Consider the following 19,900-nt stretch of genomic DNA (forward strand, 5'->3'; position numbering starts at 1 on the left):
CAAAAATGAGGTGGGTCGCACCCCAAATTTCGCCTCGTCGTGGAAGTCTTTTTTATTGGCACCCTACTTCCTAAACAGCTTCACTGCCAGCAATGTCCCAACGCAAGGTGCCAGCAAGCTGCTACTGCGTCCAGAGAGTTTAAGAAACCCGTCTATGAATCAAAGTTTACGAAACCGGTAAAATGGATGAGTTTCGTAAACTCATAAAACGGCACTTGATTTTTTCTTTTCCGGCGAAGTTTGTGTGCAATGGGAGGTCTCCTGGTTTGTTCACATCCTTGAGTTGTCGGCCGGCGTCTGCTGGTCGATGAGCAGCCCTGGCAAGCCAGGCTACCGCCGCCCGCTGCCAGCTTTGCCGCGCCCACCGGCCCCTTTGCTGCCCTTGTCCGCTGGCCGGCCCGATGCCCCGGTTGGACCGCTGCGCTTGGGCCGGTCTGGATTGGGGGCACTGCTCTTTTTGGGGCGGGGCGGGCCACCGGGGCCCGCCTTGGCCGGGCGCTTGCCGGGGGCACCGCCTTCCCTGGGCTTTTCCGGGCGGGGGCCCCACCAGCCGTTGGCCGACGGATTTTTTATGGAGGGCGGCGTGCCGGGCTTGCGCGGGGCGGCCCCGGCCGGCTTGCTGCCGGCACGCTTGCCACCCGAAGCATCTTCGGTGCCGCTGGACTTCTCCACCAGCTTCATCAGGCCGGCCAGCTCGGCTTCGGTCAGCTCGCGCCAGTCGCCCACGGGCAGGCCTTTCACGCTCACGTTCATGATGCGCACCCGCTCGAGCTTGGTTACCTCGTAGCCGAAATGCTCGCACATGCGCCGTATCTGCCGGTTGAGGCCCTGCACCAGCGTAATGCGGAAGATGAAAGGCGTTTCCTGCTGCACCTTGCAGGGCTTGGTAACGGTGCCCAGCATGGGTACGCCGGCGGCCATGCTTTCCAGCACCTGCGGCGTGAGGGGGCGGTCTACGGTCACCACGTACTCCTTTTCGTGGTTGTTGCCGGCCCGCAGGATTTTGTTGACGATATCGCCATTGCTGGTCAGGAAAATCAGGCCCGACGAGTCCTTGTCCAGCCGGCCGATGGGGAAGATGCGGGCACTGTGGTTGACGTAGTCCACGATGTTGCCACGCACGCCCGGCTCGGTGGTGCTGGTGATGCCCACGGGCTTGTTGAAGGCGATGTACACGTCTTCCTCGGCCTTTTTGGGCTCCAGCTTGCGGCCGTTTACGCTCACCCGGTCGCCGGGCCGCACCTGGTCGCCCACCTGCGCCGGCCGGCCGTTAATCAGCACGCTGCCCTCGGCAATGTAGCGGTCGGCCTCCCGCCGCGAGCAGATGCCGCTTTCGCTGATAAACTTGTTGAGGCGGGTGGCGTTGCTGGCTGGCATAGTCAGTGAATAGAGGAGGAAACGAAGCTGCAAGTTAGCCCCTGTCGTATGCGGCCGCAGCCGAAGGCCCGCCGGAAAAGGCTCCCCTCCCCCGGAGGGAGGGGCAGCGGGAGCGGTGAAGCCCCCAAAACTCAGCAATAACCCTGTTCGCCCTCACCCGTTTGCCCTAGCTCACCCTTTCCACACCTTATTGCTATGTCAGACAACAAGCCCACCTTCACCCCGCCCCAGACCCAGGACCAGCAGCCCGGCCTCGAATCTGAGATGACGCCCCAGCCCGAGTACATCCGCCCGGGCTATCAGGGCAGCGGCAAGCTGCGGGGCAAGGTAGCCCTCATCACCGGCGGCGACTCCGGCATCGGCCGGGCCGTGGCCGTGCACTTTGCCCGCGAAGGCGCCGACGTGGCCATCAGCTTCAAGCCTGAGGAAGAAGAGGATGCCTACGAAACCCGACAGCTGGTGCAGGCCGAGGGCCGCCGCTGCCTTACCCTGCCCGGCGACCTGCGCGAGGCCGGCTACTGCCAGGACATTGTGGAGCGCACCGTGCAGGAGCTCGGTGGCCTCAACATCGTAGTCAACAACGCCGCCGAGCAGTTCCCCAGCGACGACCTCACCGAAACTTCCGACCAGCAGTGGCTCGACACATTTGAGGTCAACTTCTTCTCCTTCGTGCGTGTGACGCGGGCCGCGCTCAAGCACCTTCAGGAAGGCGACAGCATCATCTGCACTTCCAGCATCAACGCCTACCGCGGCCACCAGCAGCTGGTCGACTACTCGTCCACCAAAGGCGCCATCACGGTGTTTGTGCGCTCCCTGGCCCAGCAGCTGGCCGACAAGAAAATCCGCGTCAACTCCGTGGCACCCGGCCCCATCTGGACGCCCCTCATCCCCGCCAGCTTCCCGGCCGAGAAAGTGGCCGTATTCGGCAAAGACACCACCATGAAGCGGGCCGGCCAGCCCTCGGAAGTGGCTCCGGCCTATGTGTTCCTGGCCTCGGAAGATGCATCCTACTTCACCGGCCAGACCCTGCACCCCAACGGGGGCGAGACCGTGAATACCTAGCCCGTTAAGAGTTATACTCGTCATAAAGTGAGTTGAGTAAATCGACTGGCGGAAGTAGAGACGCAACATTTTGCGTCTCGTCGTTGAACGATGAAAAATAGAACGTTCTACCGGCGCGGTCCCGGAGACGCAAAATGTTAGCTGCGCTGACCTTCGGTTGCGTCTCTACACCGTTCTCGCAAACCACTTCGTGACAAGTCTAGAAGCGAAAAGTGAAGAGTTGAAAGGCAGGTCTGCTTTTTAACTCTTCACTTTTCACTTTTAACTCAAAAATAACCTGCCTTCAAGCCTGGCCGTAAGCACCTACCGATGCTGTCATTGCCGCATCGTATCATTTTGCTTACGCTTACCATGAATACAAAATTGCTTTTGCTGGCCGCCGTGGCCCTTACCACCGCCGCCTGCCATCAGGAAAAACCTGCTGAAATTACGGCGGCCGTGCCCGGTGCCAGCCGCGACACGGCCGTGGTGGTATCCGACACCATCGGCTACCACGACGATGCCCGCCGCCTGACCGACCGGGTAGCTTCCGACCTGAAGCTGACCGACGCCGAAACCCGGCGCCGCCTCGAATACGCCTACTACACCCGTAACCGGCGCCTGGGCGAGATTGATGCCCGCTACACCAGCGACACCACCGGCAGCTACGCCGCCTACCGCACCGTCGACGACGATACCGACCGGGAAGTGCGCACCATCGTCACCAACCCAACGCAGTACCGCACCTACGAAACCAATCGGGAGCGCTACTACTATGGCGACGACGATAGGGAGGGTACTACTGCCACCACCACTACAACCACCGCCACTACCACGACACCCCACGCCAAGCCCCGGCGCCGTGCCCGCATTGTGAGCTATAAAAATGACGGCGGCGATATCAAGATTGAGTACTCCAACGGCACCAAAGTCAAGATTGACAAGGACGGCGACCGCAAAGTGAAGTACGCCAACGGCACCAAAGTCAAAACCGATGCCGACGACGGCGAAACCAAAGTGAAGCGCTAGGGTAGTTGGTGGGCTGATAAGACGTGTCATTGCGAGCGCAGCGAAGCAATCCGTCCTCTAGCACCCGGAAACCAGGTAAGCCCAGACCTAGAAAAGCCCCAATGCCAGCGCTGGCATTGGGGCTTTTCACATTAGATGGTTAGTCGCTGAGAACAGGACGGATTGCTTCGGCTTTGCCTCGCAATGACACGCCTCATCACTTCATCACCAAAAACGCCTACCAGCTATAGGAGCAGGATACGCCTGTGTAGGGCCCGTAGTTGAACGGTGCGTACTGGATTCGCTGGTGCCAGGGCTGGGGGCGGCGCGGCACGAAGCCGGTGCCTGGCTCGGCAGGAGCTTCCACGCGGGTGCGGCCGTGGCGCACGGCAATTTTGGCAAAGCCGTAGCCCAGGGCAATGCCCAGGGGATAGTCGGAGGCCCAGTGCACGCCGTTGTTGAGCATGGAATAGCCCAGCAGGCCGATAAGGCCGTAGCCCAGGGGGCGCACAAACTTATATTCCGGGTAGTTGTCGGCAATCACCGTCACCGTGGCCATGGCCGTGGCCATGTGGCCGGTGGGGTAGGCATCGAAGTTCGGCACCCGACTTTGGTATTGGGTAAAGGAAGGAAACAGGTGCCACTCGCCCCGGGGCTTGGTCGCCACGAAGGGGCTCTGCCGCCCCGTGCTGCGCTTGATGGCCTGCACCACAATGCCCGTGCTCAGGATGGACTCGCCCAGCTGCGAGGCAGTTTGGGCGGCGCGGTTGTCTTTCTTGATGATTCCATAGGCCATGAAGCCAGCCGCAGTGCCTAGGTGCGTCCAGCCATCGCCGATGTAGTAGAACGTGCTGTTGAGGTTGTCGGGCACGTTGAATTCCAGCGGCAGGTTGATGTCGCCGACCTTGAACGGAATATACACCAGGGTTTTCTGAGTGCTCTTGGCTTCCAGGTTTATGGCTCTGCCAAAATCCTGGGCCCAGTCCAGCAACACCTGGTCGGCCACCCACAGGGCCACCGAGCTCAGGCCTATGCCTACTATGGCCTTGGTATTTTCCTTGCGGAAAGCATAGCCGGGGTACTGCACCAGGTCGCGGGGGACGTGCAGCAGCCAGCGGAAGGGCTTGGGCTTTTCATAGTGCCAGGTAACGCCGGGCGCCACCTGGTAGTCGGTTTTGCGGGCGCGGCGCGGGCGGGCGCTGGAGTCGGCGGGCAGCGCAGAGGCGGATGTTTCTACGGCTGGCAGTGTATCGGCAGCTACAGGTGTAGGGAGGGGCAGCGTCGCCTCAGGTGCCTGCTGAGTAGAGTCCGGGGGCGTGGCGGGGGCCGCCATGGCCGCCGAAGCTAGGGAAAGGCTAGTGGATAGAGTTAGCAAAAGCCGCTTAAACGGATAAGCGCGGCCGTAAAAAATCGAAAGCATAGGGTAAAAAGTAGGAGCGCAGGTAGGGGCGGGGAAGGAGCAGCGGCAGGGCCCGCGCGGTGGCGGCTGCCGCGCCAGTAAGAGCACGAAAGCCAGCCGGCATTGCCGCTGCAAAGATAACCCCGGCGTAACGGGCGGGAAACCTGGTCCATTGCTGCTAATGACCAACCCGCGTCGCTGACATTTTAGCGGCGGCCCTGTATCTTTCAAGGGGCCAGCGTATGGCCCCCGGGCATATGCCCGGCTTGTTTACCATATCCTCCGCTTATGTCTGCTGCCACCGCTATGCCCCAGGCCCGCCCAACCAATGCCCCAACGGCTGTACCAGCTGCCAACCCGTTTCAGGCGCAGTTTGAGGCCTTGCGGCGGCACGCGCCCGCCCTGCGCCGCGAAGATGCCCAGGCCCGCGCGGCCCGCCTGCGCCGCCTGGCCGACTGGCTCAGCAGCCACCGCAGCGACATTCAGCAGGCCCTGTTTGCCGACTTTCGAAAGCCCGCCGAGGAAACTGACGTCACCGAAATATGGGCCTCGCTGGTGGAAATCAAGCACACCATCGCGCACCTGGCCCAGTGGATGAAGCCGCGCAAGGTGGGCACGCCGCTGTCGTTGCTCGGCACCCGCTCCTGGGTGCAGGTGGAGCCCAAAGGGGTGGTGCTCATCATCGCGCCCTGGAACTACCCGTTCTACCTGGCCGTCGACCCGCTGGTGTCGGCCATCGCGGCCGGCAACGCCGCCGTGGTGAAGCCCGCCGAGCAGACGCCCGCCACCTCGGCCCTTGTCCGGCGCATGTGCGAGGAGCTGTTCGCCCCCGAGGAGGTGCTGGTAGTGGAAGGCGGCAAGGAGGTGGCTACCGACCTGCTGGCTTTGCCCTGGAACCATATTTTCTTTACCGGCAGCCCGCAGATTGGTAAAATTGTGATGCGCGCCGCGGCCGAGCACCTCTCCGGCATCACGCTGGAGCTGGGCGGCAAAAGCCCGGCCGTGGTGGATGCTACGGCCGACCTGCGCGATGCCGCCGAGAAAATCGTGTGGGGCAAGTTCCTCAACGCCGGCCAGACCTGCGTGGCCCCCGACTATGTGCTGGTGCAGGACAGCGCCCAGGAGGCCCTGCTCACGGAAATCCGGGCCGCCATTCAGCGCTTCTACAACCCCGAGGGCGCCGGCACCGAGCAGTCGGAGTCCTTTGCCCGCATCGTCAACCAGCACCACTTCGGCCGGCTGAGCGCCCTGCTCGACGATGCCCGCGCCAAGGGCGCCACCGTGGCCGTGGGCGGCAGCACCAACCCGGCCCACAACTTCATCGAGCCCACGGTGCTGACCAACGTGCCCGAGGGGGCTGCCATTCTGGAAGAGGAGATATTCGGGCCGCTGCTGCCGGTGCTGTCCTACAAAACCCTGAGCGAGGCGGCCGGCTACATCAATGCGCGCTTTCCGCCGCTGGCGCAGTACGTTTTCACCAGCAGCGCTGAAAACCGCCGCTACCTGCTGGCCAACGTGAGTGCGGGCGGGGCCGCCGTGAACGAAACCATCATCCACCTGGCACATCCCGACCTGCCGTTCGGGGGCGTGGGCAATAGCGGCCTGGGCAAGGCCCACGGCCATGCCGGCTTCCTGGCCTTCAGCAACGAGAAGTCGGTGCTGCAGCAGCGTGTGGGCCTTACCGGCATTAAGATGATGTACCCGCCCTACACCAGCAAGGTAAAGCAGCTCATTGGCATGCTGATGAAGTATTTGTAGGGTCGGTGGGCTAACTTTGGAAAAAAGTGTAATGGGACACGCTGAGCAACAGAAGCGCCGCTATACGCCAGCCGAATACTTTGCTCTGGAGGAGCAGAGCGTGGTGCGTCATGAGTACTTCGACGGAGAGGTTTTTGCAATGGCTGGGGCGAGCAAAGCACATAATACCATAGCACAAAACCTGGTTATTGCTCTGCGCTCGGCCTTGCGGGGGCAACGCTGTCAGGTTTTTATGGAAGGCGTTCGGCTGGCTGTGCAGGAAAATTTTTATTACACCTACCCGGATGTAATGGTGAGCTGTGCCCCGGCTGATTTTCAAGATGAATACCTGGTGCGACAGCCGGTACTTATCATGGAGGTGCTTTCGCCATCCACGGCCGAGTACGACCGTACGGAAAAGTTCAGCCAGTACCGCAAATTGGCTAGTTTACAGCATTACATATTGGTATCGCAGGCCACTTGGGCAATGGACTGGTACCGCCGCGATGAAGCCGGGCAGTGGATTCACCGTCTGCTAACGGAGCCGGCCGATATACTGGATATTTCAGACTTAGGCTTACGCTTACCCCTGGTTGAGGTGTATGAAGCTTCAGGAATCGCTCCTATCCGCCTAGGTCCGCCAACGACACGATAAAGGCTGGCCTGCCTACCGTGCCCGCTGCTGCATCTCGGTCTGAATCTGCTTTTTCTTGGCCTGAAACTCCTTGTATTTTACCGCACCCAGCGTTTGCTTCAGCTGGGCTTCCGACGAGGCATTGATGCGCTTGAGCTCCGTCATCAGCGGGGCCGACTTGGGCGGGTGCTTCTGGCGCGCGGCATTTACCTCGGCCACTGTGTTGGCCAAGATGGAGCGCACTTTCGTGGTCTGCTCAGGGCTCAGAGATAGAGTGCTGGCCATCACGTCGGCCAGGTCGCGGGCCGCGGCGGGCGGGGTGGGCGAGTCTTCGGTGCGCACGGTTTCTACTACCGGCGCGGGGCGCCGGGCGCAGTCGGTGAGCACAAACAGGGAAAGGAGCAGGGCAGCAGCTAAGCGTAAGGAAGGCATGGCGTGGAAGTGGATTCCGGCCGTTTACGCAAAAGCAGAGGCAAGGGGCTGGGCGAGGCGTCGAACTACGCTACGGCCGTAGCCGGCCGGGCTTCGCTGGCCTTGCTGGCCTTTATGCCCTGGGCCGTATAGTGGGCCAGCGCCATGATGGTGAGCATGGGGTTGACGCCGCTGCAGGCCGGGAAAGCCGACGCGTCGGCCACAAAGAGGTTTTGCACTTCCACCGTCTCGCCGTTGGGCTTGAGGGGGTGGGTGGCGGCGTCGCCGCCCATGCGGCAGGTGCTCATCTGGTGGGCGCTGTAGAGGCCGAAGTGGTTGGGCTTCCAGCTCAGGTGGGGCAGGCGGGCCAGCACGTCGGGGTTTTGCAGCACGCCATCTTGCGCGTGCAGGGTGGGCAGGGTGCCGTGGGGCAGGTATACCGTGTGGGCTCCGGCCGCTACATGGATGCGGGCAGCCGCCTGCACGCCTGCCAGCATGTTGCCGCGGTCGAACTCCGACAGGCTGTAGTCGATAAGCGGGGCGCCGTGCTTGTCGATGCTCACGCGGCCGCCGTCCCGGTCGCGGGTGAGCACGATGAAGGAGCCCAGGTGGGCGGCCTGGCGCATCAGCTCGTGGTGCTGGCGGCCTGAGAGCCAGGGCAGTACCATGCTCAGCAGGCCCGGATGGGTGGGCGGCGTTTCGAGCTTGGCGCCGAAGTTGGTGCCGTGCAGCTGGGTGTAGGTGTCGTTTACCACGCTCATGCTGGGGCCGTGCCAGGAGTTCATGCGCTGGGGGTAGAGCGCGGCCACGGCTACGGTAGGATGCAGGTGCAGGTGGCGGCCCAGGTGGGGGTGCTTCAGGCCGCTGCGCAGCAGCAGGGCGGGCGTCTGAATGGAGCCACCGGCCACCACCACGCGCCGGGCCCGCACCCTGATGCGGTGCTGGCGGCCATCGGCCGCGGTGTAGCAGGCCTCGGCGCCGGTGGCGCGGCCCTGGGCAATGGTCACGCGCTCCACCCGGGTGTCGGGCAGGATGCGGGCGCCGTGCTCGAAGGCCGAGAGCAGGTAGGTGTTCAAGGTGCCCTGCTTGATGCCGAAGGCGTCGCCCATGGTGGTGTAGCCCAGGGCCTGGAAGTGGGCGTCGGAGTCGTCGAGGCCCTTTTCGTTGCGGGGAATGAGCTTTACTTCCTCGCCCAGCCGGGTCGAGCCGTCCCACAGGGCCTGGTTCTGGCCGTTGTGGCGCGGGTAGCTGGTGTTCACGCTCAGGGCGCGGGCCACGGCGTTGAGGCTTTCCTTGAATTCCAGCGTGGTGAAGTGCGGCACCTGGTGCTCACGCGCCCATTCCTGCAGCACGTAGTCGGGGGTGCGGAAGGAGCCGGCCCAGTTTACGGTGGTGCCGCCGCCCAGGCAGGAGCCGGCCAGAATACCGATGCTGCCGTCCTGGGTGGTGAGGGTGCCCTTGGCATCGTAGAGCTTGCCCAGCATGTCGACCTCGCGCTGGGTGAAGTCGCAGCCGTGGCAATAGGGCCCTTTTTCCAGCACCAGCACGTCGTAGCCGGCCCGGGCCAGCTCGCCGGCAATTACCCCGCCGCCCGCCCCCGAGCCAATGACCAGCACTTCGCAGTCGTACTCGGTATCCTGGCTGGGCTGCAGGGGGCGAATGGGCCGGGGCGTGTCCACGGGCTTTTCCAGGGGGCCGGGGTAGCCCAGGCCGCCCCAGGCCGCGGGCAGGTCGACCTGGCTGCCGCCGTAGTAGAGAAAGGTACAGAGCTTGCGCAGGGCATGAAAGGCTTTGCGCAGCTGGGGCAGGTTGGACGAGGCCCAGCTTTGCAGCAGCTGCTCGCGCTGGGCAGCATCTAGTTTGCGAAAGGGCTTGAGCGGCCCAAACCAGGTGAGGCCCAGCACCGGCTTCTCCAGCAGGTCGAGCAGCTGCCCGAACTCGGCCTGGGCGCCCAGGGGCTGCTCCCGGATGGCTTCTTCCAGCTTGCTCACGTCCAGGCCCTCGGAGCCGGCCGGGCTGCCTTCGGCCAGGGGCGGAATGAAGGTGTCGGCGAGGGCGTGCAGAACGGCGGTGCGGGCGGGCGTGAGGGCAAACATAAATCGGGCTTTTTGCGGGGAAAAAGGTACGGCTTTTTTATGAAAAGTAGTAGGCGTGCCGAATAGTTTTGCGCGGTTATTATTCAGCTGCGCCCCCTGTGGCTGAATTCTTTGGTGAAAAATGGGAGGGCCTATTTACCCGGGCCGCTATGGTTGAGCCGCGGGCCGGCGGCAACTTCGGCCCCTCTGCCCGGGTAAGGAGGCTAATTTTGCGCCGCTTCAATCTTGAATTACTAACGGCCAGCTAACCGCTGGCACTCCTGCCATGGCCCGTTTGGTTCGTACCCCGGAAACCCTGCACCGCATTCATTTTCAGGACTGCGACATGCTGGGCCACCTCAACAATGCCCGCTACCTCGACTACTTCCTGAACGCGCGCGAAGACCACACCACCGAGCACTACGCCATGAACCTGGGCAAGCTGGCCCAGGAGCAGCGGGCGGCCTGGGTTATTACCAAGCACCACCTCAGCTTTCTGAAACCGGCCCGGCACGGGGCCCTGGTGCGCATCGGCACCCAGCTTATTCACTTCGACAACAGCAACCTGGTGGTGGAAATGCAGATGCGCTCCGAAGACGGGCAGCGGCTGCTGGCCCTGCTCTGGTCGGAAATGACGTTTGTGCAGATGCCCGCCGGCACCCGCCTCGACCACCCCGACGAGCTGATGGACCTGCTAAATGAAATCGACGTGGACGAGGTCGACTACGACCCCGACGGCTTCGACGAGCGGGTGAAGCTGGTGCGGCAGCAGCTAAAGCAGAAGCGGCGCGACACGGGCAAAGGCGACTAACTTGAGGGCCTCCCACACCTGCTGCATGAAAAAGCCCCGCGTACTGCGCCGAGCCAGGCTTGGCGTGCTGGCCTGCTGGCTGGGCGTGCTGCTGGCGGGTGGCGCCTGCCAGCCCCAGGACCGGGTAATTGTGAACATCCGGGGCAAGCGCGAGCTGCGGGCCGTAGCCGCCGTGGCCCAGGGCCAGCTTACCCCGGCGCTGTACGACACCGACTATACGCTGGTGGGCGAAATGGCCTTGCTGAGCGCCGTGGTGTACGCAGGCAAAAAGCCCCCGGGCAACCGGCCCGACTACCAGCGCGACCAGCAGAAGTACGCCCAGGAGCGGGCCCGGCTCTCGGCCCTGGGCTGGCGGCCTTTTCCGTTTAGCTACCGCCTGCAGCCCCCGGAGGGCGAGTACATGGGCGGCGGACTCACCTACGACGTGTGGGTGAAAGCCGATTCGGGGCGGGCGCCCCTCGCTGCGCTGGTATTCCGCGGCACCAACTTCGGCGAGCTGGCCGACTGGCAGGCCAACTTCCGCCCCCTTACCAACACGCCGGGCCTGTGGGACCAGTACGAGCAGGTGCGCGACCTCACGCCGGCCCTCGTAGCGCGGCTTGATGCGGCCTACGGGGGGCAGCAGCGCATCTTTGCCACCGGCCACTCCCTGGGCGGCGGCCTGGCCCAGCACGCCGGGTACAGCTGCGGCCGCATCGAAAAGGTGTTTGCCTTCAACACCTCGCCACTTACCGGCTACTACGACTTGCCCAAAGCCGAGCGGCAGGCTTATACCGGCGGCCGCCGGGCTTTCCTGGTGTACGAAAGCAACGAGGTGCTCTCGGTGCTGCGCTTTGTGCCGGGCTACCTGCGCAACCTCTGGAGCAAGGGCGACGTGGTGCTGCTGCGCTATAACTTCTCCTCGCAGTTTGAGGCGCCCCGGCCTTTTCTGCAGCACGGCATTCAGCGCCTGGCGCGGGGGCTGCACCGCCCGCCCGAGCCGCTAGCGGAAGCCGCCGCGGTGCAGCATGCGGCCCCCAGGCCAACTCCTGCCAAGCTCAAGCGTAGGTACTAGCGCAGGAACACGCCTGCCCTTTACTACCTACCACACCTATGAGCATATTTGGCAGCGACAAACTGAAAGGCAAGCGAATTGCCATTGTGGCCACCGACGGCTTCGAGCAGTCGGAGCTGGACGAGCCCAAGAAGTACCTCGAGGGCGAAGGCGCCGAAACCCACGTCATCTCCCTGAAAAGCGGCGCCATCAAAGGCTGGGACGGCCCGGCCAAGGACTGGGGCAGCAAGGTCGACGTCGACAAGGTGATAACCGAGGCCCGGGTGGCCGACTACGACGCCCTGGTACTGCCCGGCGGACAGATGAACCCCGACGTGCTGCGAACTGACCAGGACGTCGTAAGCTTCGTGGGCGAGTTTATGCGCTCGGGCAAGGTAGTGGCCGCCATCTGCCACGGCCCCTGGCCCCTGATTGAAACCGGCCTGGTGCTAGGCCGGCGCATGACCAGCTGGCCCAGCCTGAAAACCGACCTCAGCAACGCCGGCGCCCTCTGGGAAGACTCCGAGGTGGTGGTCGACAAAGGGTTAATCACCAGCCGCAAGCCCCAGGATATTCCGGCTTTCAACAAGAAAATTGTGGAGGAAGTGCTGGAAGGCCGGCACGAAGCGCGCAGCTAGGAAAGCCAGCGCTTATCTGTAAGCCATAAAAAAAGGACGTCCGGGTAGGACGTCCTTTTTAGTGGAATGAGCACGCAGGGCTTATTGGGTAAAGCCAATGCCGATGTACAGCTGGAACACGTTGTTGTACAGGTCGCTGTTGGTGAACTTGCCGGAAGCCAGGTTCGCTACTTTAGCGCCGTTGTCGCCAAAAATCTTACCTAAGCTGCCCACGTAGCGGGCCCCCACACGCGCCGGTCCCACGCGGGCTTCGGCACCGAGTACGCCGCCGAAATCAAACGAGTTAAGCCCGTTGCTGTCGAAGTCCAGGTCCTTGCCTTCTTCCTCGGCTTTTACCAGCAGCGAAACCTGGGGACCCACGTGGAAGCTCAGGGTTTCGGTGACGTTGCCGACAAACATCAGCGGCACGGACAGATAATCCATTTTGTAGGTCTGCCGGCTACCGTTCGGGCCGGTATTAGCCGAAAAGCCTTGGCGCGAATACAGCGCCTCCAGCTGAGCAGAGGCAAACTCGTTGAAGCCGAACTGCCCGTATATGCCCGTATGGAAGTCGCTACGGGAGTTGCGGTCGATGCCTTTGATGTCGTCGCCGCGCAGGCCGCTCAGGTTGTAGCCGCCCTTAACGCCGAAGCCGGTGTTGCGCGACTGCGTGGTGCCACCGCCGGTATAGTCTTTTGACGACAACTCGCCGCCGGCACGGGCCTGGGCAAAGGCTGCCGGAGAAGAAACCGCAGCCAGGAGAATGAATAGGAGTATCTTTTTCATGGGTGAAAGAGGAAAGGAAAGGAATAAGGCAAAGCGTGAGAAGTATATTATTCCCACGTCTCACTATACTTTACCGGGGCCAGAAGGTTGCCATTGCGCAGGTATCACGAGAGTTTTTTATAAAAAACAGCACGGGAAAGTGCAGCGCTGGCTTTATCTTTGATGCCCCGCACCGGCCCGCCGGTTCGGCCCCGGGATATTAGCTCAGTTGGTTCAGAGCACTACCTCGACAAGGTAGGGGTCGTAGGTTCGAGCCCTACATGTCCCACCAGAAAAGCCCTTTTTCCGCCCGGAAAAAGGGCTTTTTTCATAAACGCCCCTGCTGGTGCATTTCATTGCAGCTCCTTTATGCTCTCCATTGCCTTTGCGCCCTGCTACGCCCACCCATTGCCGGCCGGCCACCGCTTCCCCATGCTGAAGTACGAGCTGCTGCCCGAGCAGCTCCTGCGCGAAGGCACGGCTTCGGCAGCCGACTTTTTTGAGCCCACACCACCGCCCCTGGCCGATGTGTTGCTGACCCACGACGCTACCTACTACGAGCGGCTGCGCAGCGGGCAGCTTACGCGGCAGCAGGAGCGGGCCACGGGCTTTCCCTGGTCGCCGGCTTTGTTTGAGCGGGAGGTAACCATTCTGGGCGGCACCATTGAGGGCGCCCGGCGGGCCCTGCGTAGCCGCGGGGTGGCCCTGAACGTGGCCGGCGGCACCCACCACGCCTTCCGCGACCGCGGCGAAGGCTTCTGCCTGCTCAACGACCAGGCCGTGGCGACCCACTGGCTGCTAACCCACGAGGCCGCCGTTAGAAAGGTATTGATTGTGGACCTCGACCTGCACCAGGGCAACGGCACGGCGGCCATTTTCCGCCACGAGCCCCGGGTATTCACCTTTTCCATGCACGGCGCCCGCAACTACCCCGCCCGCAAAGAGCAGTCGGACCTGGACCTGGCCCTGCCCGACGGCACTGGTGATGAGGAGTACCTGGGCCTGCTGGCCGACACCCTGCCGCGCCTGCTGGAAGAGGTGCAGCCCGACTTCGTGTTCTACCTCGCCGGGGTCGACGTGCTGGCCACCGACAAGCTGGGTCACCTGGCCCTGAGCCGGGAGGGCTGCCGCCGGCGCGACGAGCTGGTGCTGGGCCTCTGCCAGCGCCACGGCCTGCCCGTAATGGTTTGTATGGGCGGCGGCTACTCCGAGCGCATCGCCGACATCGTGGAAGCCCACGCCAACACGTTTCGGGTAGCCGCGGGGCTGTGGGGATAGGCTTAGGTATTAGGTATTAGGTATTAGGTATTAGGTATTAGGTATTAGGTATTAGGTATTAGGTATTAGGTGCTTTCAAACAAATATTAATCTCTAAAACCTAAAACCTAAAACCTAAGCCCTAACACCTAAAAAACCACCTGCCAGCGGAAGGCCCAGCGCCAGCGCAGCTCGTAGCGGGTAATACCCGCTCGGGCCAGCAGTTTTTCCCAGTCGGCCTGCCGGAAGGAGCGGGCCACCGACAGGGGGGCGTCGTGCTGCACGAGGTAGGAGCCGCGAAACAGGCGCGTGAGCCACTTAATGCTGTGGTAAGCCAGCCAGTGCCGGTGCAGGTCGTTGACAACTACTGCCACCCGCGCCTGCTGCTGCCAGCTGCGCAGCAAGGGCACCAGCTCCTCGTCGGTGAAATGGTGGCAGAACAGGCTGCAGGTGACGATGTCGTACTCCTGGGCCTGGAAGGCCGGGGAGAAGATGTCGAATTGCTGGTAGCTGATTTCGGGGAAGCCCTGGCTTTTGCTGCGGGAGTAATCCAGCATAAAAGCGTTGGCGTCGATGCCGGTCAGCTCCACCGCTACGGCGTTTTTGCGGGCCCAGCGGGCCACGTGGCGCAGGGTGTCGCCGCCGCCGCTGCCCAGGTCGGCCAGGCGCAGGGGGCGGCCGGCAGGGAAGCGTGGCTTGAGCCGGTCCAGGGCATGCAGCACCGGCGCGTAGCCGCCCAGCCAGGTGTTGATGGTTTCGAGCTCGTCGAGGTTCTGCCGCAGGGCCTCATTGGCCAGGGTCAGGTCGTCCATCAGCTCGGGGCCGGAAGCTCGGTGGTGTAGCAACAACAGACGGTGAACAGTTAGCAGTGAATAGGTAGCAGCGGCAAAGAACCTGATTATTCAACAGCCGCCAAAACGGCTGCTTCCTGATGAGCCGCTGCGGGTTGTTCATTGCGCACGGCCAGTTGCAAAAGCACGGCCTCCATGGTCAGGCCCGGGCCAAAGGCAAAGCTGAGCACGGGGGCGCCGTTGTCGGCCGGGCTGGCATCTTCCAGCAGCTCCTTCAGCACGTACAGCACCGTGGCCGACGACATGTTGCCGTAGTTGCGCAGCACCTGGTAGGCGTAGCGGTTGTCGTGCTGGCTGAGCCCGAGCGCGGCTTCAATGGTTTCCAGAATCTTGCGTCCGCCGGGGTGGATGGCAAAGGCATGAATGTCGGACAGCTGCACCGGCAGCTGGGCCAGCAGGCCATCGGTAAGGGTGCGAATGCCCTTCTGAATCAGCTTGGGCACGTACGACGACAGGGTCATCTCAAACCCAAAGTCGTTGATGTGCCAGGCCATGTCGTCGTGGCCGTCCGGCTCCAGGGCGCAGTGAAACGCCTGCAGGGCCAGGCTGGGCGTGGGGCCGGGCAGGGGGCGGGGCAGCACCAGGCAGGCCGCGGCCCCGTCGCTGAACAAGGCATTGCTCACCAGGTGGTCTTCCTCCCGGCTTTTCTGAAAGTGCAGGGTACAAAGCTCCACGCTCACAATCAGCACCCGGGCCGAGTCGTCGGCGCGGCAGAAAGCGTCGGCCAGCTTCAGGGCGTTCATGGCCGCGTAGCAGCCCATGAAGTTGACGCAGGTGCGCTTTACGCTGGTGGGCAGGCCCAGGGCCTGCACCAGCTCAATATCCAGCCCCGGCGCGTACATGCCCGTGCAGCTCACCGTCACCAGGTGGGTAATGGTATTCAGCTCGATGGCCGGTGCCTGGCGCAGGCAGTTGCGCACGGCATCCAGCGCCAGGGGCAGGGCTTCGCGGCGGTACACGGCCATGCGCTGGCCCACGCTGGGAAAAGGCTCCAGGTCGGGCGTGTTGGGGAAGAAGGTAAAGCTGCCGTTGCTGCGGCCGTAGTCGGGCAGCACGGAGTAGCGCTGGGCGATGCCCGACACCCGGTAAAGGGCCCGCAGCTTGCGCGTGTCGTCGTCGCCCAGCTGCAGGGCGCGGGCCATAAAGTCGGCAATCTGGGGCTGAGCGATGCAGTGGGCAGGGGTGGCGGTACCAATGGCACCTAAGTAACTCGACATCCGGGAAAGGGAATAAGGACAGCGCCGTTTGGGTAGCAAGGCTGGTCGGCGGAAGGATACAAACAGAACTGTTGGCTAGGTACGTTGTTTAACGCCGAAAGGAAAGCCCAGGCCAAAAAAATGTAGGTGGCCTTAAAAGGGCTGGCCGTGCGTGCGCCGCATCAGGGCCTGTACCGCTGCGGGCCAGAAGCGCAGGCTGCCCACGGCCAGCTCACTCAGGATAGGGGCGCCAAACAGGCCTTGCACGGCCCGTCCCACGCGCAGGCGGCTGCCAAACTGCTGCCGCCAGTGCCGGGCGTAGCTGTCCTCCAGCGCGCTGCGGCTCTGGGGCGTCGTCAGAAATTGGTGCACTTCGGCCGCGGCCAGGGCGGCGCCGTGCAGGGCCATGGCCATGCCGTTGCCACACAGCGGGGTGATAAGGCCGGCCGCGTCGCCGCACATCAGCACGTGGGCTTCGACGGGCTGCTTGGGGGCAAAGGAAATTTCGTTGATGACTTCCGGCTGGGGGTAAAGCACCTCGGCCGCGTTGAAAACCTCGCGCAGGCGGGGGTTGCGGGCCAGCACCTGCTGCTCCAGCGCGGGTATGCTGCCGTGCTGCTTAAGGTTGGCGCGGGTGGTGAGGTAGCAGAAGCAGAGCTTGTCGTCTTCAATGGCCGAGATGCCGGCGTAGCCATCGGCGAAGTTGTGCAGGGCAATAACGTTGCGGGCAAAGCCGGGCAGGCGCAGGTGGTACTTCACGCCCAGGTAGGGGGAGCGCTGCTGAAAAAACGCCCGCTGCAGCTGCCGGTCGAGGTTGGCGCGCTTGCCGTAGGCGCCCAGCACCACCCGGGCCCGCAGCTCCCGCCCATCGGCCAGCCGCACCAGGTGCTCGTCGGCCGCGGCGTCGAAGGCCACCTCCGTCACGGTAGCCGGCAGGTAGAACGTGACGCCCAGCGCCAGGGCCCGGCGGTAGAGAAAGTCGTCCAGGGCATAGCGGCTCACGCCGAAGCCGCCCAGGTCGAGGGGCGCGTGCAGCAGGCGGCCGCGGGGCGACGACAGCTCAAACCGCTCGATGGCAGCCGGGCCCAGCGGGGCCGGGTCGGCCCCAAGCCGCCGCAGATAAGGCAGCACCTCGTTGCTCACGTACTCGCCGCACACGCGGTGAAAGGGGTAAGCTTTGCGCTCTACCAGGGCCACCTGATGGCCGCGGCCGGCCAGGTCCAGGGCCGCGGCCAGCCCCGCCAGCCCGCCGCCAATTAGAAGCACTTCCATCTATTGAGCTGGGAAAAAGCCCTCTGTGGTAGAGAAAACTTGTGGGTTCATCGAAGATATTGAATGCTTTCTTAGGCTAAACGGCTCAGTTGGCGTACCTTTGTAAAACCAAAATAAGCGCTTGTCGTTTAGTGAAAATCGCCAGCGGTGTTCTTACACCCTCTAACTTATAATATGATGCAACGCATACTCATACTTTTCGCCATCCTCAGCCTCGGCCTTGGCCCCGCGCTGGACTTAATGCCCCGGGCTACGGCAGCCCCGGTGCACCGCCCGGTGCAGCGGCCCGGTGCCGATGAAAAAACCCTCGTTATCTACCCCAACCCCACTACGGGCATTATTCATCTTACCATCAACAACCTGGAAGGTAAGAAAGTAGAGCTGAGCGTCCTCAACGTAATCGGTACCGTTATGTACCGTGAAACCCTGACGGAGCTGAACGACCGGTACACGAAAACCCTGGACCTGAGCAAATTCGCCAACGGCTTGTACTATGTAAAGCTGGAGTCGGAAAAGAACAGCCAGATGTGTAAGCTGGTGATTCGCTAGCCTGACTTCCTGATTGCCAGAAACTAAAAAAGCAGCCGAAAGGCTGCTTTTTTTTATGCCGTGAAGGGCCGCTTATTTTACCCGTACCCGAACCGGAGCCAGGGTAGGTTTGGGAGTGCACATCGAGTTGAATACCAGCAAGGCCGGAGCCAGCAGCAAGCCAAGGGAAAGTAGTAACATAAATAAGCAGAAAAGTATGAGAGATGATGCCGCCGCTACGGACGCCGGTTATGATTTTCAACCAAAAATAAGGCCGGCAGGTTCACCCTCCTAGCACTTGTTGCCGACTATGAAAAATAATATTTGACCGGGCTGCTCGCTTCGTATTTCGAATTTTGCACTGTAAGAATTTTAAAATGTGTTGTTCGCGGGGCGCCTGGATTCGCCCTGGCGGCAGCGTGCTCTGAGCTGCCTTTGCCCTTGCGCAGGATGCTTGTTCTCAGGGCAGAAAAGAAACCAGGCAGGCGGCCATTCTGGCTACTGCAGAACGGCTGGGTCCGGGGGCAGGCGAAGCAGCGCCTGCACCACGCGGCGGGCATCGGGGCCGGCGCCGTTGAGCAGAGCCGAGCGGCGGCTGTCGAGCCACTGCAGGCCCAGGAAGGCAATGCCGGGAGCCTCCGTCAGGCCGCGGTGGTGCCGCGGACTGCCATCGGGCTGCAGAATGGGCAGCTGCAGCCAGGAAAAATCGGGACGGAAGCCCGTGGCCCACACCACGGCCTGCAGGGGCGGCGTGCTAGCCAGCCGGCCCTGTAGCGACCCATCGGGCAGGGCCCCCGTGGCCCGGCCCATAAAATGGGCATTGGCGAAGCCGCGCAAGCGGGTCAGGTCGCCGCTGACAACGGGCTCGGGCTGCTGGTGTATAAAGCGGCCCAGCCGGGTGTGGCGCGGAATGCGGATAAGGCCAAACAGCAGCAGGGCCGACCAGGTCAGCTGGTTGTTGGGTACGGACGGGGTTTTCTCATCGAAAGCCACAAACACCGGGCGGCCGGTCCCGGCCAGGTCGGCGGCAATCTGCAAGGCGGAGTTGCCGCTGCCTACCACGGCCACCGGGCCCGCCCCGGGCAGCTGGGCCGGCCGCTGGTACTGCTGGCTGTGCAGCTGCAGTACCGAAGAAGGCAGGTGAGCGGCAAACGCTGGAATGGCCGGCCCCGAGTAAGGTCCGGTAGCAATGATGACGCGCCGGGCCTCGTACACCGTGCCGGCTGCCGTGGACACGTGGTAGCGGCCATTCGGGGCAGCACGCAGGCGCTCTACCCGCTGGTTCAGCGCAATAGGGAAGCGGAAATGGGCGGCATAGTCGCGCAGGTAGGCCGCGGCCTCGTCTTTGGAGGGGTAGTGCAGGCGGGGGCCGGGCCAGGCGTACCCCGGCAAGCCACTCACCCAAGCGGGCGAAAAAAGGCGCAGCGAGTCGTAGCGCTGGCTCCAGGAATACCCGACGGCCGGCGCGGCATCGAGCACACAGAAAGCCACTCCGGCCTGCTGCAGGTAGTAGGCGGCCGCCAGCCCGGCCTGGCCGGCCCCAACAACCAGGGTATCGAAGCAGAGAGGGGCAGTAGCCAGCGTCATGGAAAGAAGGTAGGAGGGCGCAAGCTACAAAAGGCGCCGGATGCCGGAAGGGGAGAGGGGCTGCCGCAAATCGGAGGCAGGGGCCGGAATGCGGGTGCCCACAAGCAGCAGCCGGCTGGGAGCCAGGGCGGCCAAGGTTCCATAACAGCAGGAAGCCCTGCCAACAGGGTTGGCAGGGCTTCGTGTGGGTCTTAACAAAAAGCGAGGCTTACTGCGCTTCGCTTCGCAGGAGTCGGATGGTGTGCTTGCCGTCGGCGGAGCGGGCCAGGTAGAGGCCGGCGGGCAGGTTGGCGGCGGGCTG

General features: G+C 63.0%; 19 protein-coding genes and 1 tRNA gene. 11 read left to right on the forward strand and 9 right to left on the reverse strand.

Annotated features, from left to right (window positions below):
* Nucleotides 1-181 (forward strand): hypothetical protein (locus tag ABD919_RS14245; protein ID WP_345236689.1); only part of this gene is annotated, 181 nt, incomplete at its 5' end.
* 149 nt (nucleotides 182-330) lie between these two features.
* Here the strand turns inward: ABD919_RS14245 and rluF are convergent.
* A complete protein-coding gene (rluF, locus tag ABD919_RS14250) occupies nucleotides 331-1,377 on the reverse strand; it encodes a 23S rRNA pseudouridine(2604) synthase RluF (protein ID WP_345236690.1) in 1,047 nt (348 codons plus the stop codon).
* Nucleotides 1,378-1,572: 195 nt separating this feature from the next.
* On the opposite strand from rluF, the gene ABD919_RS14255 reads away from it, so the two are divergent.
* Nucleotides 1,573-2,439 carry an SDR family oxidoreductase gene (locus ABD919_RS14255; protein ID WP_345236691.1) on the forward strand — a complete coding sequence of 289 codons (867 nt, stop codon included), beginning with the start codon at nucleotides 1,573-1,575 and terminating at the stop codon, nucleotides 2,437-2,439.
* A 351-nt stretch (nucleotides 2,440-2,790) separates the two neighbouring features.
* A complete protein-coding gene (locus ABD919_RS14260) occupies nucleotides 2,791-3,447 on the forward strand; it encodes a T-complex 10 C-terminal domain-containing protein (RefSeq protein WP_345236692.1) in 657 nt (218 codons plus the stop codon).
* 217 nt (nucleotides 3,448-3,664) lie between these two features.
* Here the strand turns inward: ABD919_RS14260 and ABD919_RS14265 are convergent, their stop codons facing one another.
* Nucleotides 3,665-4,759 (reverse strand): phosphatase PAP2 family protein, encoded by a 1,095-nt coding sequence (locus ABD919_RS14265; protein WP_345236693.1) that lies wholly within the window; start codon nucleotides 4,757-4,759, stop codon nucleotides 3,665-3,667.
* Between the two features lie 354 nt (nucleotides 4,760-5,113).
* Here ABD919_RS14265 and ABD919_RS14270 point away from each other — a divergent pair, with 354 nt between their 5' ends.
* Nucleotides 5,114-6,583 (forward strand): aldehyde dehydrogenase family protein, encoded by a 1,470-nt coding sequence (locus ABD919_RS14270; protein ID WP_345236694.1) that lies wholly within the window; start codon nucleotides 5,114-5,116, stop codon nucleotides 6,581-6,583.
* Nucleotides 6,584-6,599: 16 nt separating this feature from the next.
* Nucleotides 6,600-7,217: a Uma2 family endonuclease gene (locus ABD919_RS14275; RefSeq protein ID WP_345236695.1), complete on the forward strand. Its 618-nt coding sequence runs from the start codon at nucleotides 6,600-6,602 to the stop codon at nucleotides 7,215-7,217.
* Nucleotides 7,218-7,229: 12 nt separating this feature from the next.
* Here ABD919_RS14275 and ABD919_RS14280 read toward each other — a convergent pair whose 3' ends face one another.
* Nucleotides 7,230-7,628, reverse strand: coding sequence for a hypothetical protein (locus ABD919_RS14280; RefSeq protein WP_345236696.1), 399 nt, complete (start codon nucleotides 7,626-7,628; stop codon nucleotides 7,230-7,232).
* A 65-nt stretch (nucleotides 7,629-7,693) separates the two neighbouring features.
* Nucleotides 7,694-9,703, reverse strand: coding sequence for a GMC family oxidoreductase N-terminal domain-containing protein (locus ABD919_RS14285; protein WP_345236697.1), 2,010 nt, complete (start codon nucleotides 9,701-9,703; stop codon nucleotides 7,694-7,696).
* A 265-nt stretch (nucleotides 9,704-9,968) separates the two neighbouring features.
* Here ABD919_RS14285 and ABD919_RS14290 point away from each other — a divergent pair, with 265 nt between their 5' ends.
* From ABD919_RS14290 to ABD919_RS14300, 3 genes are read left to right on the forward strand one after another with little or no spacing between them, the layout of a single operon-like run.
* Nucleotides 9,969-10,493 (forward strand): acyl-CoA thioesterase, encoded by a 525-nt coding sequence (locus ABD919_RS14290; protein ID WP_345236698.1) that lies wholly within the window; start codon nucleotides 9,969-9,971, stop codon nucleotides 10,491-10,493.
* A 25-nt stretch (nucleotides 10,494-10,518) separates the two neighbouring features.
* On the forward strand, nucleotides 10,519-11,547 hold the full coding sequence (locus tag ABD919_RS14295; RefSeq protein WP_345236699.1) for a Tle-like phospholipase domain-containing protein: 1,029 nt from the start codon (nucleotides 10,519-10,521) through the stop codon (nucleotides 11,545-11,547).
* A 38-nt stretch (nucleotides 11,548-11,585) separates the two neighbouring features.
* Nucleotides 11,586-12,164: a type 1 glutamine amidotransferase domain-containing protein gene (locus ABD919_RS14300; RefSeq protein ID WP_345236700.1), complete on the forward strand. Its 579-nt coding sequence runs from the start codon at nucleotides 11,586-11,588 to the stop codon at nucleotides 12,162-12,164.
* Nucleotides 12,165-12,245: 81 nt separating this feature from the next.
* Here ABD919_RS14300 and ABD919_RS14305 read toward each other — a convergent pair whose 3' ends face one another.
* Complete coding sequence (locus ABD919_RS14305; RefSeq protein ID WP_345236701.1) at nucleotides 12,246-12,929, reverse strand: porin family protein; 684 nt, start codon at nucleotides 12,927-12,929, stop codon at nucleotides 12,246-12,248.
* Between the two features lie 193 nt (nucleotides 12,930-13,122).
* On the opposite strand from ABD919_RS14305, the gene ABD919_RS14310 reads away from it, so the two are divergent.
* Nucleotides 13,123-13,200, forward strand: a tRNA-Val gene (locus tag ABD919_RS14310).
* A 77-nt stretch (nucleotides 13,201-13,277) separates the two neighbouring features.
* On the forward strand, nucleotides 13,278-14,186 hold the full coding sequence (locus tag ABD919_RS14315) for a histone deacetylase family protein (protein ID WP_345236702.1): 909 nt from the start codon (nucleotides 13,278-13,280) through the stop codon (nucleotides 14,184-14,186).
* A 128-nt stretch (nucleotides 14,187-14,314) separates the two neighbouring features.
* Here the strand turns inward: ABD919_RS14315 and ABD919_RS14320 are convergent, their stop codons facing one another.
* The 3 genes from ABD919_RS14320 to ABD919_RS14330 all read right to left on the reverse strand — a co-directional run bounded on the left by ABD919_RS14320 (nucleotide 14,315) and on the right by ABD919_RS14330 (nucleotide 17,484).
* Entirely contained in the window at nucleotides 14,315-15,010 is a 696-nt protein-coding gene (locus ABD919_RS14320; RefSeq protein ID WP_345236703.1) for a methyltransferase domain-containing protein, read from the reverse strand.
* A gap of 53 nt (nucleotides 15,011-15,063) precedes the next feature.
* Complete coding sequence (locus ABD919_RS14325; RefSeq protein WP_345236704.1) at nucleotides 15,064-16,233, reverse strand: type III polyketide synthase; 1,170 nt, start codon at nucleotides 16,231-16,233, stop codon at nucleotides 15,064-15,066.
* Nucleotides 16,234-16,365: 132 nt separating this feature from the next.
* The gene (locus tag ABD919_RS14330; protein WP_345236705.1) at nucleotides 16,366-17,484 is read right to left on the reverse strand and encodes an NAD(P)/FAD-dependent oxidoreductase; all 1,119 of its coding nucleotides are present in this window, start codon (nucleotides 17,482-17,484) and stop codon (nucleotides 16,366-16,368) included.
* A 177-nt stretch (nucleotides 17,485-17,661) separates the two neighbouring features.
* Here ABD919_RS14330 and ABD919_RS14335 point away from each other — a divergent pair, with 177 nt between their 5' ends.
* Nucleotides 17,662-18,033, forward strand: a complete 372-nt coding sequence (locus ABD919_RS14335) for a T9SS type A sorting domain-containing protein (protein WP_345236706.1) — start codon at nucleotides 17,662-17,664, stop codon at nucleotides 18,031-18,033.
* Between the two features lie 477 nt (nucleotides 18,034-18,510).
* Here the strand turns inward: ABD919_RS14335 and ABD919_RS14340 are convergent, their stop codons facing one another.
* Nucleotides 18,511-19,599: a flavin-containing monooxygenase gene (locus tag ABD919_RS14340; RefSeq protein ID WP_345236707.1), complete on the reverse strand. Its 1,089-nt coding sequence runs from the start codon at nucleotides 19,597-19,599 to the stop codon at nucleotides 18,511-18,513.
* Nucleotides 19,600-19,900 lie beyond the last annotated feature (301 nt).

The organism is Hymenobacter saemangeumensis (assembly GCF_039541835.1).
Lineage (GTDB): Bacteria > Bacteroidota > Bacteroidia > Cytophagales > Hymenobacteraceae > Hymenobacter > Hymenobacter saemangeumensis.